Below are 13,366 nucleotides of genomic sequence, written 5' to 3' on the forward strand. Positions count from 1 at the left end.
GGGCCCCGCGGTGCGTGCGGTCCGCGGGGCCCGGGGGACCAGGCAGACTGGAACCATGTCCACGTACGAGAACCTGCTCGGGGGACCGCCCCCGACCCACCTGCCCGACGACCCGGAGCCGCGCGAGGCACTCGCCGCCGGCACCGAGCCCTCCGACGTGGCGGCCCGCTTCCCCGCGTCCTCGCTGGCCTGGGCCCAGCTCGCCGACGACGCCTTCGAGTCCGGCGACCCCGTGGCGTCCTACGCCTACGCGCGTACCGGCTACCACCGCGGCCTGGACGCGCTGCGCCGCAGCGGCTGGAAGGGCCACGGCCCGGTGCCGTGGGAGCACGAGCCCAACCGCGGCTTCCTCCGCGCGCTGCACGCCCTCGCCCGCGCCGCGAAGGCCATCGGCGAGACCGAGGAGCACGAGCGCTGCCACACGTTCCTCAAGGACAGCTCGCCCGTCGCCGCGGAGACCCTCTCCGCCACCGACTGAGCACGCTCCCACGCCCCCTCGCCACGGTGCGGGGGACGGCACCGAACGGCGCCCGCCCACCGGCGGGCGCCGTTCGCCGTCCGAGGGCGCCCGCCACGCTGCGGGTACCCCGTTCGGCTCTCCCCGCGGCCCGCCGTCCGCCCCGCGCGCCGCCCGTCCGCCCGGCGCCGTGAGCCGGGACGCGCCCCCGCCCCCACCTGCCGTGTCAGCTCCGTCACGCCCCGGCGAGGTGGCCGGTGCCGCCCTTGCCGATTCCGCGTGCGCCCCCGATGATGCCAACAGGCCCCGCCGTGCGGCAGCGTCCCGCGAGCGGAGGTCTGAGGGGACCGGGGCTCCCACACCGGAAGGAAGGGGCGGACCGCTACCCGGAGGCAAGACGTCACGGAGACAGCGATGTCGCACCAGTCCGCGCCCGCGGTCGGCGAAACCGACCTTCCCAACCTCGACTTCCAGGGCACCACGCCCTACGAGGACTACGTCCAGGCGGACGTCCTCACCCACCTCCAGCACCTCCGCTCGGACGACCCGGGCGAGATGGTCTTCCTGGTGACCACCCAGGTCATGGAGTTGTGGTTCACCGTCATCGTCCACGAGTGGGAGACCGCCTCGGCCGCGCTGCGCGGCGACGACATCCCCGGCGCGCTGGTCGCGCTGCGCCGCTCCTGCTGGGAGCTGGAGTCGCTCAACGCCTCGTGGAAGCCGATCGCCCACCTCACCCCCGCCCAGTTCAACGCCTACCGGTCCGCGCTCGGCGAGGGCTCCGGCTTCCAGTCGGCGATGTACCGGCGGGTGGAGTTCCTCCTTGGTGAGAAGTCCGCCTCGATGCTGGTGCCCCACCGGGGCGCGCCCCGCGTCCACGCCGAGCTGGAGAAGGCACTGGCCGAGCCCAGCCTCTACGACGAGGCGCTGCGGCTGCTGCACCGCCGTGGCCTCGCCGTCCCGGCCGCCGTCCTCGACCGGGACCCGGCGGCCCGCCACGAGCACCACCCGGAGCTGGAGGCGGTCTGGGCCGAGGTCTACCGCGGCGACCAGGAGAGCGAGCTGGTCCGACTCGGCGAGGGGCTGACCGAGGTCGGCGAGCTGGTCTGGCGCTGGCGCAACGACCATCTCGTCGCGACCCGCCGCGCCATGGGCTCGAAGGTCGGCACCGGCGGCTCCGCCGGCGTCGCCTGGCTGGAGAAGCGCGCGCGGAAGAACGTCTTCCCCGAGCTCTGGACGGCCCGCAGCCATGTCTGAGACCACGTCCGACGGGCCCCGGCCGGTGGGCCCCGCCTCCCCGACCGCGACAGCCGGCCCGGTCTCGCCCGGCCCGTCTCCGGAGCTCGCCGCCCGCGCCGCGGCGCTCGACGCCGCCGACCCGCTGGCGGACCGCAGGAAGGCGTTCGTCCTCGACGACACCGTCTACCTGGACGGCAACTCGCTGGGCGCCCTTCCGGCGGCCGTCCCCGGGCGACTGGCCGAGGTCGTCGCCCGGGAGTGGGGCGAACTGCGCATCCGCTCCTGGACCGAGTCCGGCTGGTGGACCGCGCCCGAGCGGGTGGGCGACCGGGTCGCGCCACTGGTCGGCGCCGCCCCCGGCCAGGTGGTCGTCGGCGACTCCACCAGCGTCAACATCTTCAAGGCGCTGGTGGCCGCCGTGCGGATCACGGAGGGCCGCGAGGCACCCGCCAACGCCCCGGTGCGCGACGAGATCCTGGTGGACGCGGCGACCTTCCCGACCGACGGGTACATCGCCGCCTCCGCCGCCCGCATGACGGGACGCACCGTCCGGCCCGTGCCCATGGCCGAGTTGGCGGACGCGGTGGGTCCACGCACCGCGGTGGTGCTCGCCAACCACGTCGACTACCGCACCGGTGAACTGCACGACCTCCCCGGGATCACCGCCGCCGCCCACCGGGCCGGCGCCCTGGCGGTCTGGGACCTCTGCCACAGCGCCGGCGCCCTGCCGGTGCGACTGGACGAGGACGGCGCGGACCTCGCGGTGGGCTGCGGGTACAAGTACCTCAACGGTGGTCCGGGCGCACCTGCGTTCCTCTACGTACGGGCGGAACACCAGGGCGCGTTCGACTCCCCGTTGCCGGGCTGGAACTCCCACGCCGAGCCGTTCGCGATGGCAGCCGCCTACGCCCCTGCCGAGGGAGCGGTGCGCGGCCGGGTCGGGACGCCCGACATCCTGTCCATGCTGGCGCTGGAGACGGCGCTGGAGGTGTGGGACGGCGTCGACATCGAGCAGGTCCGGGAGAAGAGCCTGGCGTTGACCGACTTCTTCCTGGAGTGCGTCGCGGAGTCGGTGCCCGCGGGCCGGGTCGGGTCGTTGACGCCCGCCGAGCGGGAACGGCGCGGCAGCCAGGTGGCGTTGCGCTGCCCGGGGGCGGAGCGGGTGATGGGGGAGCTGATCCGCCGCGGCGTGGTCGGTGACTTCCGCCGTCCCGACGTGCTGCGGTTCGGTTTCACGCCGCTGTACACCTCCTTCGGCGACACGCTGCGGGCGGCCTCGGTGCTGGCCGAGGTGCTGGCCGAGGTGCTGGCCGAGCACCCGGCCGGGGGGTGAACCGGCCGTCCCGCCGCCCTCGCCCGCCCGGGCGGGGCGGTGGGACGCCTCGCCGGTGCGAGGTCGTGGTGCCACGGTTCGGGTGAACCGGCCGGCAACGGGTACCCGGGTACGCCGGGGCCCGTCCGGTGGCCGGACTCCCCGGGACGACAGATCCGAGAGCGGAACGGAGGGAGTCGTGTGAGCGGCGCACCCACGGACGGCGACGGCGGCGAGCGTTCCCGATCCGTCGAGAGCGGACAGGACGCCGCGGAGATGCGGGAGTTGTTGCGGCTGACCGCCGAGGAGCCGGACCGCACCGAGCGGTACGGCGACCATCCCGACCAGCTGGTCGACCACTACGGCGACCCCGGCGGCGGGCCGCTGCTGGTGCTGCTGCACGGCGGGTTCTGGCGCGACAGCTACGACCGGCGCCATCTCTCCCCGTTCGCGGCCTCGTTGGCCGGGCACGGGATGCCCGTCGCCCTGGTGGAGTACCGCAGGGGCGGCGAGGGTGGTCACGCGGACACCTTCGACGACGTCCGGGAGGCGCTGACGCGACTGCCCGGCCCGCTGGTGCTGGCCGGCCACTCGGCCGGCGGCCACCTCGCGCTGTGGGCGGCCTCCCGCCTGCCCGACCTGCTGCGGCACACGGTCGCGGTGAGCGCCGTCACCGACCTGGCGGACGCGGTCGAACGAGACCTCGGCTCCGGCGCCGTGCGGGAGTTCCTCGGTGAGGACTGGCACGAACTGCTCCCCGAGACCGACCCGTTGACGATGGCGTCCCCGTCAGGACCCGTGACCCTGGTGCACGGCACCGCGGACGGCCAGGTGCCGATGGAACAGTCCGTCACCTACGCCGACCGTCACCCCGCGCAGCTCCTGCGGCTGCCCGGGGTGGGCCATTACGCGCCGTTCCTGCCGGAGACCCCGGCGTTCACGACCCTGGCGCTGGCGCTGCGGAACCTGTTGGCGGAAGCCCGGGGCCCGGGCGGCTGAACCCCGGGCCGGCCAGCGGCCCGAACACCTCGCCCGCCCGCCTACTCCGCGACGAACGGCTCCGCCTGGTCGAGGAGACCGGCGCCGAAGCCGTCGCCGAACCCGCCGCTCTCCGCGTCGTTGAACTCGCCGAACTCGCCGAATCCGTCGGCGGGTCCACCGCCGAACGGGTCGCCGGTCGGCCCGTACCCGCCCGTCCACCGGGCGGCGTCGAAGCCGGGCAGGTCGGCGAGGGAGGTCACCCCGTTCAACGCCTCCAGCAGCGCCACCCCGCCGAACCGGTCCGCGTCGCCGGCACCGGGGCGGGCGGGGGCGTGGTCGCCCCGCTCGCCCTCCGGTACGAACGGGTGGAACGGGAACTCCGGGTCGGCGCCGTCGCCGACGTACGGCTCGTCGTAGGGCCCGACGTACGGCTCGTCGTAGGGCTCCGCCTCGGCGGGAGCGTCCACGTCCGCCGTCCCGTCCTCCGCTCCGCTCTCCGCCCCCGCCGTGCCGTCGCCCAGCCGCGCGTAGGCGACGATGTTGGCGTCGTACCCGCCGTCGGACGTCCAGCGCCCACCGCAGGTGATCAGCCGGAGCTGGGCGTCGTCCGTCGCGCCGTAGACCCGGTCGTTCGGGAAGTCCTGCTTCGGGTACTGCTCCACGGCCTCCACCGTGAAGACCGCCGTCGAGCCGTCCTCCCGGTCCACCTCGATGCGACCGCCCGGCTCCAGCATGCCCAGCCCGGCGAAGGCGGCCGGGCCGGTCATGGTGTCCAGGTGCCCCACGATCAGCGAGGCACCGTTCTCACCGGGGGTCACGCCGCCCGCGTACCAGGCGGCGCGCATCGCGTCCTCCTCGGCGGGGGTCGGCGGACCGCCGTCCGGGTCGAGGTCGGCGCCGAACACCTCGACGTCGATGCCGATGTGCGGCACCCGGATGCGGGTCGGCTCCGACCGCGACAGCACCTCGTCCGAGCCCTCGGCGGCGGCGCCCGGGTCGGGAGCCTCCGCCCCGGCCGCGGCGCGCGCCTCGTCGCCGTGCTTCTCACTGCCGGGCGCCATCGCGCCCACCAGCAGGCACAGCAGCACGGAGCCGACGATCGCCGCACCCTCCATGCGGCGGCTGCGCGGAGCGAGCCGCTGCGGTCGGGTGCGGTTGCGGTCCTGGTCCGTGTCGTAGGAGCCTCCGGCCGCCCACCGGGCAGCCGCGCGGCACTGCTGCCAGGGGAACCGGCGCAGCGTCCGCACGCCCCGGCCCGGCAACGCCGCCACGTGGCGCACCGGCGTCGGAACCCGCAACCGGCGGCGGGCGGCGTGCTTCGCCCGGCCCTGCTTCGGCGCGGGCGGTGTTCCGGCGCCACCGGGCGGCCCGTCCTCGGCGCCGTCGTCCTCGGCGCGGGGGTCGTCGCCCGCCGCGTGGTCGGTGCCGTCGTTCGTCCCGGCGCCGGTCCGGACGGCGTCGGGGCCGACGGGGGCGAGGCCGTCGAGACCGTCCGGGCGGGGGCTGTCGGGGGCGCCGGGCCCGTGCGCGGGGCCCCCGGTGGCAGCGTCGCGTTCCGGGCTGTCGGCGTGCGGACGGCCCTCGGGCTCGCCGGAGGTCGGCGGACCCGGCGGGGGCGCGGGGGTGCCGTCCGGCAGGGGCACGGTTCCGGTCGGGTGGCCGCCGTCGGCGGCTGCGTCAGCGGGAGCCCCGGACGCGTCCGGGGTATTGGACGCGTCGGGGGTGGCGGGGGGCCCGTGGTCGGCCGGGGCGGTTCCCCCGGTACCGGGCTGCCCGCCGTCGACCGGCATCGCCGCATCGAGGGCTCGGCCGGGCTCCGCGGCGGCGGTTGCCCCGACCAGGGGTTCCGTCAGCTGCTCCGCAGGGGCGGTCGGCGCGGCACCCGCCGTACGGGACGTGACCCGGGTGACCAGGGGGAAGGCGCCCAGCGGAAGCGACATCGGGGTGGGGCCCGTGCCCCACGGCCGCGCGACCCGCTCCGCGGCCGACACGGCGGAGCCGGGGCCGGACGCCTCGGCGTCCGGCACAGGCTCCGGGACCGACGTCCCGGCCGGCACGACCGCGGTGCTGCCGTGCGCGGGGTCTGCCTGCACCGCCCGTTCGAGCGGAGCCGGGGGCGCCGTGGCGGACGTCGGGGGACCGGCGGCAGTTCCGGCAGGCGCGAGGTCGGCGGGCGGGTTCGACACCCGCTCCGACGTGGCAACCTCCCCGACCGCCGACGCAGAGTCGGGGAGCTCGAAGAGGGCGAGCTGGGGCGCGGCTTCGTCGGTGGCCGCGGCTTCGTCCGCGCACGGTCCCGGGGTGGAAGCCGGCACCGCGAACGGCGGGAGGGAGGGGGGAGCCGGCTCCCCGGTCGCCGTCGCGTGTTCCGTCACCGGCGCCTCGGCCGCCACCGGCGCGTCGGTTCCGTACGGAGGGGTCTCGTCGCTCCCGGCGGTCTCGTCGGTCGGGGTGGTCGGGACGGCTCCGGCGCTCGGCGCGCCGGGGAACGGCGGGAGCGGGAAGGGAGCACCCGATGCGGGCCGGGCGGCGGAGCAGCCCGGCGGTGTCGGGAACGCCGGGAGGGCATGGACGGCGCCCGGCGCCGGAGCCGCGGGGGAGCAGCCCGGCTCGGGCCCGGCCGCGCTCATGTCCGGGAACGCGTCGACGACAGGGTCGGCCGTCGCGTCGGGAGGGGCGGGGAAAGCGGGCAGGGCGAAGACGGCGGCCACCGCGGGGCGTGCCGCCGAGGTGCCCGGCAGCAGCGGGAAGCCGGGCAGGGGGAAGACGCTTCCCGGCGCGGGCGAGGCCGCGGAACTCCCCAAGTGGACGACGGGCGGCACACACGGCGGGGCCGGGACGAGGAACACCGCCCCGGGGGCCGGCACGGCGGCGGAGGTGCCGAGGGAGGATGCGGGGGCGGCGTCCGGGCCGCCGTCCGGCGCGGGGGCTACGGGCTCGGCGAGGACGCCTGGCGTCACGGGCGCCACGGGCTCCGCGGCATCCTCGCGCGCCGCTTCGGTCCCGGCATGCGCCGCCTCGGCCTCGGCCTCGCTCTTCGCCCGCTCGGCGGCGACCACGCGACTGGCTGTCGCACCGACCGGCGCCGGTGCCGTGCGGCCGGGCTCCGGCTGCCGCGCGGTGTCGGCGGACTCCGGGTCGGTGACCGGTGCGGTGGTGGCGCATCCGGTGGCGGGCTCGCGGTCGGCCGTCGCCGGCTGCTCCGACCCTTCGCCCGTACCCTCGCGCTTCACCTCCGACCCGGCTTCGGCTGCTGCCTTCGTCTGCTCGGCGGCCAGCACGCGGCTGGCCGTCGCGCCGACCGGGCGGGCCGCGGTACGGACGGCAGCCGCCGCCGCGGGCGCATCGGCATCGGGCAGCAGCTCCGCCATGGTGGTCCCGGGGACCGCCTCGGTTGTGGTTGTGGCTGCGGGGGCGCTTCCTGCCGCGTCCTCGGTCGTGGCCTCGGCGTCGGCTTCGGCGTCGGCCTCGGTCCGGCTCCCGGTGCCCGCGTCCGTACCGGTCTCGGCCGGGCCTTCGACGTCCGTGTCGGTCGTGGCTCCGAGCCGGCCTTCGGCGAGTGTGTCGGCCTCGGCGCGGGCTGCCCCGTCGGTTCGGGCGCCGTGGTCCGGCAGGGGCTGCTCGGCCGGAGGTGCGGTCGACGTCGCCTCGGCCGAGCCGGCCGCCTCGGCGGTGCCCCGCGCGGCGGCATCCGTCGCGGTGTGCTCGGTGTCCGGCGCGGGCGGCGCGACGGGTTCCGCCGCTGCCGGTTCCGGTTGGGCATCCGTTCCGGCGGTGTGTTCACCGGTCGTGCTCGGCGGGCGGGACTCGCGCGCACGGTGGGTGGACGGGTCCGCGACCGCGTACCGGGACGGGTCGTTGTCCGGGCTGTCGCCGCTGGTGGACAGCAGGGCGCGCAACTTGCCGCGCAGGCGGGAGCGTTGCTCGGTGCCGGTTGCCGCCTCGGTGTCCGCCGGGGTGTCGGCATCCCGGCCGGAGACCTGGGCAGCGGGCAGCTCGGGGTCCTCGGCTCGGTCGGCCTCGTTGCGGCCCTCGTCCCGGTCCTTCTCCCGGTCCTCGGTTGCCGTCGCCCCGCCGCCCTGGGCAGCGGGGGGAGCGTCCGCCGGTCCAGGACCGGGCGTCACGGGGAAGTCGGCGTCGACGGAGGCGGCGGGGCCGCCGTCCGCGGCCTCGGCTTCTCCGGTCACCTCGGCCGGGGCGGCGTCGTCGGCGGGGCGGTCCTCGCCGATGCGGTCCTCGGGGTCCTCGTCGCGCTTGCCGAAGCGGCGGCGCAGCGCCGGGGCGGCCTTCGCCTCGGCCTCCCCGACCCCGTCGCGGTCCTCGCGGTCCTCCGGGCCCTTCGGGGCCTCGGTGTGCCCGTCCTGCCCGGCGGCGTGGGTGGGCTCGGGGACGGCCGGGACCTGGGTGGTGTCCGTGGCCGTGTCGGCGGCGCCCGGCGTGGCCGAACTGTCGCTTCCGCCGGTCTCCCCGGTCCCGTCCGCAGCATCGGTCGTGCCGTGCGGGTCGGTCGCGGCGGTCCAGCTGTCGGTGTCGGTGTCGGTGCCGGTGTCGGTCCCGGTGTCGGTGCCGGTGGCGGAGTCCGCGGCCGGTGCCGGCTGCCGGGTGAGCGCCGTCGCGCCGCTCGGCGCGCGCGTCGCGCGGAGACCCGCGTCGTCGGCCCCCCGGGCGGAGTGCGCTGCGGGATCGGCCGAGCCCGGCCCGGCGGCTGCCGGGCCCGGCGCGGCGGGTGCGGTCGTGGGGCGCCCCTCCTGTGGCGACGCCCCGGCCCCGCCCGGACGACCCGTGTCGGGTCGTCCGGACGCGGGGGTGGGCTCGGGCGCGGGATCGCCGGGTTCGCCGGCGGCCCGCCCACGACGCAGCGCTCGTCGCAGACGCCCCTGCATATCAGTCACCCTCACCCTGACCGCCTATCAGTAGTAGTGGTTACCCGCCGCGCGGCGCCGCGCGGTGAACGCGTAGCCCACGGCACCGGCGACGGCGATACCGCCGCCGACCGCGAGCGCGGTGGCGTAGCCGCCACCGTCCTGGGAACCGCCGAACCCTGCCGAGGCACCGCCGCTGGGGGTGGCGGTGACGGTGAAGGAGCCGGTCTGCTGGTTGCCGTTCACACAGGTGACGCGGATCGGGTAGCTCTGACCGGTGCGCAGGCCCTCACGCTTGATCTGCCCGGTGCCGACCCACTGGTTGTTGTCGTTCCGCTTGAGGTGGATCGGCTGGCGGAGCGCCTCGGACGCGGCACCGCCGGCGGGCTCACAGGTCGCCCGCACCGTCACTGACGTCCCGGCGGGACCGGAGGTGGGGGAGATCGAGAGCTGGTGGTTGCCCTTGGACTGCTTGTCGTCGCTTCCGCTCTCGCTGGCGGCTGCCGGGGCGGCGACGGCACCGGCGGTGAGCAGCGCGGCGGCAGTGCCCAGGGCCAGGCGGCCGACGCGTGTCTGGGGAGTTCTCATGGAACGGTGACCTCCGGGTCTTCGGTCCGTCACGACACGGTGACGGGCTGTCAGTGCCCATGCGAGCAGTGGGTCACCGGACGCGCACGCTGAGCGCGTCCCCGGGGGTGGTGCGGAGCGACTGTTCGGGTGGTCGGCGGTCCCTCCGGCCGGGTGCCTCGGCCGCCCGGGGCCCTTGCGGCGCAAGGGGGGTCACCCGGGGGCGCGCCGCCGGTGAAGCTTCGCCGGCGGTGGTTGCGGCGACCGGGTGAGGGCGGGCGGATGGTGCTCCGCCCCGATCCGCGGGCGCTGTGCACCCATGCTGCGGGCGCGGCGGAACGCCGGGCCATGGCACGGCCCGGCGCTCCCGGGGACGGGCGAGGTGGCGGTGCGGCCGGGGTCAGACCGACGGCAGCGTCAGCCGCAGCGCGCCCGGCCGCACCTGCCAGGTGCGGCAGTGCGCGGGACCGTAGGTCACCGTGTCCGCCCGGTACCGGAACGACTGCCCGGAGACCGTCACCGACTCCGCCCGCGCCGTCACGGCGGGGTCGAGCTCGCCGTGACGTACCACCACGGCGGCCAGCCCGTCGGCGGGCGAGACCGACACCTCGCGCACCGGCCGGTCCAGGTCGGCCAGCACCCGCCCGTCGGCCTCCACCCGGAGCCACTGCTCCGGGGCGACCGACGGCCGCCACCAGCTGCGTCGCGAGGCCGCGCGCGGCCTGGGGACGGCCGGTATGCCCAGCGCGCCCAGCACCACCCCGCCGGCGTCGTCCACCAGCAGGTCCAGCGGCCTCGTCGGGCCGTTCAGCACGGTCCGGGACGCCTGGACCGCGTCCGACGGCAGTCCCAGCGCGCTCGCGACCGTCACGCTGCCGGGGGGCCCGACCGGGACGAAACCCAGCGGGTGCGTAGCCAGCTCCCCCCGGTGGTGCAGCGCCCGCACCGCCCGCAGCAGCGCCCGGTCGTCGCCGACGACCACCACCCGTCCGCTCTGTATCCCGGCCATGGCCCGGGACATCTCCTGCGGGCGGTCCAGCAGGCGCACCCGCGCCCCGTCCGCCCCCGCGCTCAGCACGTCGCGTGCGATACGCACCGATTCCCCGTCTGTCTGCCGGGCGATCGGGTCGATGACGATCAGCACCTGCTTGTTCGCCTCCTGGCAGCTGTGGGCCGCCGTGTGCGGACGGGTACGTCCGCGCGTTCGCGGCCACGTTCGCCTGCCGCCCACGTGTCTCGTAAACTCTCGGTGCAAGAGCCCCTGTCGCGATTGTGTCAGGGGTTTCGTCGATCCGGGGCAGCTGACCATGAGATGCCCCGCCCGGAAGGGGTGTACGCCTGTGCCCGCACTAGTGGTACTCGGTGCTCAGTGGGGTGACGAGGGCAAGGGCAAAGCGACCGACCTGCTCGGTGGTTCGGTGGACTACGTGGTCCGCTACCAAGGGGGCAACAACGCCGGTCACACGGTTGTCGTCGGTGACCAGAAGTACGCGTTGCACCTGCTGCCGTCGGGCATCCTCTCGCCGGAGTGCACCCCGGTGATCGGGGGCGGTGTCGTGGTCGACCCGAAGGTCCTCCTCGCCGAACTCGCGGGGCTCAACAACCGCGGCATCAACACCTCCAAGCTTCTGATCAGCGGCAACGCCCACCTGATCACGCCGTACCACACCAGCCTGGACAAGGTCACCGAGCGCTTCCTCGGGAAGCGCAAGATCGGTACCACCGGGCGTGGCATCGGACCCGCCTACGCCGACAAGATCAACCGTGTCGGCATCCGGGTGCAGGATCTGTTCGACGAGTCGATCCTGCGGCAGAAGGTTGAGGCCGCGCTCGACGCCAAGAACCAGGTGCTGGCGAAGCTGTACAACCGCCGCGCCATCGCCATCGACGGTGTCGTCGAGGAACTCCTCGGCTACGCACCGCAGTTGGAGCCGTTTGTCGCGGACACCACGCTGCTGCTCAACAACGCGATCGACGACGGCAAGGTCGTCCTCTTCGAGGGCGGGCAGGGCACGCTCCTCGACGTGGACCACGGGACGTACCCCTTCGTCACCTCCTCGAACCCGACCGCGGGCGGCGCCTGCACCGGGGCCGGGGTCGGCCCGACGAAGATCACCCGTGTCGTCGGCATCCTGAAGGCGTACACCACGCGCGTCGGCGCGGGGCCGTTCCCCACCGAGCTGGAAGACGAGGACGGCGAGGCGCTGCGCCGGATCGGCGGCGAGTTCGGTGTCACCACCGGTCGTGACCGCCGCTGCGGCTGGTTCGACGCGGTCATCGCCCGGTACGCCACGCGCGTCAACGGCCTGACGGACTTCTTCCTCACCAAGCTGGACGTCCTCACCGGCTGGGAGCGCATCCCGGTCTGCGTCGCCTACGAGGTGGACGGCAAGCGCGTCGAGGAACTGCCCTACAACCAGAGCGACTTCCACCACGCGAAGCCGATCTACGAGTACCTGCCGGGTTGGACCGAGGACATCACCAAGGCCAAGTCGCTGGAGGACCTGCCCGCCAACGCCCGCGCGTACGTGCAGGCGCTGGAGGACATGTCCGGTGCCCCGATCTCCGCCATCGGCGTGGGACCGGGCCGCGACGAGACCATCCAGATCCGCCCGTTCATCTGATCGCGGCGCCCCGGGGTTCACTCGGGGCTGCGAACGCACCGCGCCCCTCCCGGGAGCTTCGTCCGGGAGGGGCGCGGTGGGTTCCGCGGGGTCCCGCCTGCGGCCGTGGCCCCCCCGTGGGGATCGGCTCGGCGCGGTGGATCAGTCGACGCGGACGAACTCGACCGGGTCCTCGCTCCCGTAGGTGCAGACGAGCGGTGTGATCTCGATCCGGTCGTCGTCCTCCGTCTCCACGGAGAGCGAGTTCAGGTACACGCCGGAGCAGGCGCCGGGCTCGCTCTCGTCGACCACCCTGCTCGGTCCGGTCACCATCTCGTGTCGTCCCCGGGGTCGCCCGCCACGACGTCGTGGACCCAGGTGCAGGCGACATCGCCGATGCTCATCTCCCAGCTCACCGCGGGCTCGCCGACCGCCGCACGCGCGATCTCCACCCGGACCTCCATGCCCTCGCCGTAGTCCTCGTCGGGCTCCCGGACACCGACCTGTTCCGGCGGTACGGCCCGGCCGCCGACGTCCACGGGTGCCGGTTCCAACTCCGCGGTGAGACCGTCCGGTTCGTAGGACCAGAGCAGCTCGCCGTCCTCGAAGGACAGGCGCTGCTCCTGGCTCTCCCGGCAACCGGAACCGAACTGCGAGACCTCCTCGCGCAGGGTCGCTTCCAGCACCAACCCGGCCTCCGCCGAGATCAGTTCACCGTCGCTGACGCACATCACCTCGGGCAGCACCCACCACATCGACGTGATGGTCTCCCCCTCGCGCCCCGGCCGGACCTCGACCCGCCGCCGCGCGCCGATGCTTTCGCCGTCGAGCAGTACCTCGCCCTCCCAGGCACCGAGGTACTCCCTGGGAACGTCACCGGCGACCGCGGCCGGGCCGCGACCCGAGCCGCCCCCACCGTCGTCCCCGCCTTCGCCGCCGCCGTTCTCCCCGCCGCCGGGGGGCCGGGCGTCGCTGCGCCCGCCCTCGCCGCTCTCCTCGTCACCGTGGTGGCGGCGACATAGCCGACCAGCACCGCCAGCACCGTCAACGCGCCGCCCAGCAGCCACGGCAGCGCGGAACGGCCGGCCCGTCGCGGCGCCGGTCCCGCGCCGCCCGTGTCACCGAGGCCGGGCGGGGGTGTTCCGGGCGGTGGGGCGGCTGAGCCGCCGTGGTACACCGGGTGCGTCGGCGGCGCGCCGAAACCGGCGACCGCGGCGGGACCCGCAGTCGGTCCCGCCGCCGCCACGGGCCCGAAGGTGCCGTTCGGAGGTGGCGTCGCGGGCGTGGGCGGCTCTCCCGGCCGCCGCTCGGCGGGGACGGGCGCGCTCCCGGCGTGGTGGCGCAC

The 13,366-nt window shown here is 75.8% G+C and carries 10 protein-coding genes; 5 read left to right on the top strand and 5 right to left on the bottom strand.

Annotated elements, in window-relative coordinates; translation table 11 throughout:
• The first annotated feature begins 55 nt into the window (after positions 1 to 55).
• From HCJ92_RS16325 to HCJ92_RS16340, 4 genes are all read left to right on the top strand, one after another.
• Complete coding sequence (locus tag HCJ92_RS16325; RefSeq protein ID WP_167934333.1) at positions 56 to 478, top strand: DUF3151 domain-containing protein; 423 nt, start codon at positions 56 to 58, stop codon at positions 476 to 478.
• Positions 479 to 871: 393 nt separating this feature from the next.
• Positions 872 to 1,714: a tryptophan 2,3-dioxygenase family protein gene (locus HCJ92_RS16330; protein WP_167934334.1), complete on the top strand. Its 843-nt coding sequence runs from the start codon at positions 872 to 874 to the stop codon at positions 1,712 to 1,714.
• Positions 1,707 to 3,029, top strand: coding sequence for a kynureninase (gene kynU, locus HCJ92_RS16335; RefSeq protein WP_167934335.1), 1,323 nt, complete (start codon positions 1,707 to 1,709; stop codon positions 3,027 to 3,029). Before HCJ92_RS16330 ends, kynU begins: the two co-directional genes overlap by 8 nt.
• Positions 3,030 to 3,209: 180 nt before the next feature.
• Positions 3,210 to 4,007, top strand: coding sequence for an alpha/beta hydrolase family protein (locus HCJ92_RS16340; RefSeq protein ID WP_338054211.1), 798 nt, complete (start codon positions 3,210 to 3,212; stop codon positions 4,005 to 4,007).
• A gap of 41 nt (positions 4,008 to 4,048) precedes the next feature.
• On the opposite strand, the gene HCJ92_RS16345 is transcribed toward HCJ92_RS16340, so the two are convergent.
• The 3 genes from HCJ92_RS16345 to HCJ92_RS16355 form a co-directional block, all read right to left on the bottom strand.
• Entirely contained in the window at positions 4,049 to 8,872 is a 4,824-nt protein-coding gene (locus tag HCJ92_RS16345; protein WP_167934336.1) for a class F sortase, read from the bottom strand.
• Positions 8,873 to 8,899: 27 nt separating this feature from the next.
• Complete coding sequence (locus tag HCJ92_RS16350; protein ID WP_167934337.1) at positions 8,900 to 9,439, bottom strand: hypothetical protein; 540 nt, start codon at positions 9,437 to 9,439, stop codon at positions 8,900 to 8,902.
• A 379-nt stretch (positions 9,440 to 9,818) separates the two neighbouring features.
• Positions 9,819 to 10,562 (bottom strand): diacylglycerol kinase family protein, encoded by a 744-nt coding sequence (locus HCJ92_RS16355; RefSeq protein WP_338054212.1) that lies wholly within the window; start codon positions 10,560 to 10,562, stop codon positions 9,819 to 9,821.
• Positions 10,563 to 10,758: 196 nt separating this feature from the next.
• On the opposite strand from HCJ92_RS16355, the gene HCJ92_RS16360 reads away from it, so the two are divergent.
• Entirely contained in the window at positions 10,759 to 12,042 is a 1,284-nt protein-coding gene (locus HCJ92_RS16360) for an adenylosuccinate synthase (protein WP_167934338.1), read from the top strand.
• A gap of 141 nt (positions 12,043 to 12,183) precedes the next feature.
• Here the strand turns inward: HCJ92_RS16360 and HCJ92_RS16365 are convergent, their stop codons facing one another.
• Both HCJ92_RS16365 and HCJ92_RS16370 read right to left on the bottom strand, forming a co-directional pair.
• Positions 12,184 to 12,354 carry a hypothetical protein gene (locus HCJ92_RS16365; RefSeq protein WP_167934339.1) on the bottom strand — a complete coding sequence of 57 codons (171 nt, stop codon included), beginning with the start codon at positions 12,352 to 12,354 and terminating at the stop codon, positions 12,184 to 12,186.
• Positions 12,348 to 13,088, bottom strand: a complete 741-nt coding sequence (locus HCJ92_RS16370; protein ID WP_167934340.1) for a hypothetical protein — start codon at positions 13,086 to 13,088, stop codon at positions 12,348 to 12,350. The genes HCJ92_RS16365 and HCJ92_RS16370 overlap by 7 nt, the downstream gene beginning before the upstream one ends.
• Positions 13,089 to 13,366: the final 278 nt, after the last annotated feature.

The organism is Streptomyces spiramenti (genome assembly GCF_012034385.1).
GTDB classification, from domain to species: Bacteria; Actinomycetota; Actinomycetes; order Streptomycetales; family Streptomycetaceae; genus Streptomyces; species Streptomyces spiramenti.

Bases quoted from the DNA above. Each gene is read 5' to 3' on its own strand.
- HCJ92_RS16325 (WP_167934333.1), top strand. From the start codon at position 56: ATGTCCACGTACGAGAACCTGCTCGGGGGACCGCCCCCGACCCACCTG.
- HCJ92_RS16350 (WP_167934337.1), bottom strand. From the start codon at position 9,439: ATGAGAACTCCCCAGACACGCGTCGGCCGCCTGGCCCTGGGCACTGCC.
- kynU (WP_167934335.1), top strand. From the start codon at position 1,707: ATGTCTGAGACCACGTCCGACGGGCCCCGGCCGGTGGGCCCCGCCTCC.
- HCJ92_RS16365 (WP_167934339.1), bottom strand. From the start codon at position 12,354: ATGGTGACCGGACCGAGCAGGGTGGTCGACGAGAGCGAGCCCGGCGCC.
- HCJ92_RS16330 (WP_167934334.1), top strand. From the start codon at position 872: ATGTCGCACCAGTCCGCGCCCGCGGTCGGCGAAACCGACCTTCCCAAC.
- HCJ92_RS16345 (WP_167934336.1), bottom strand. From the start codon at position 8,872: ATGCAGGGGCGTCTGCGACGAGCGCTGCGTCGTGGGCGGGCCGCCGGC.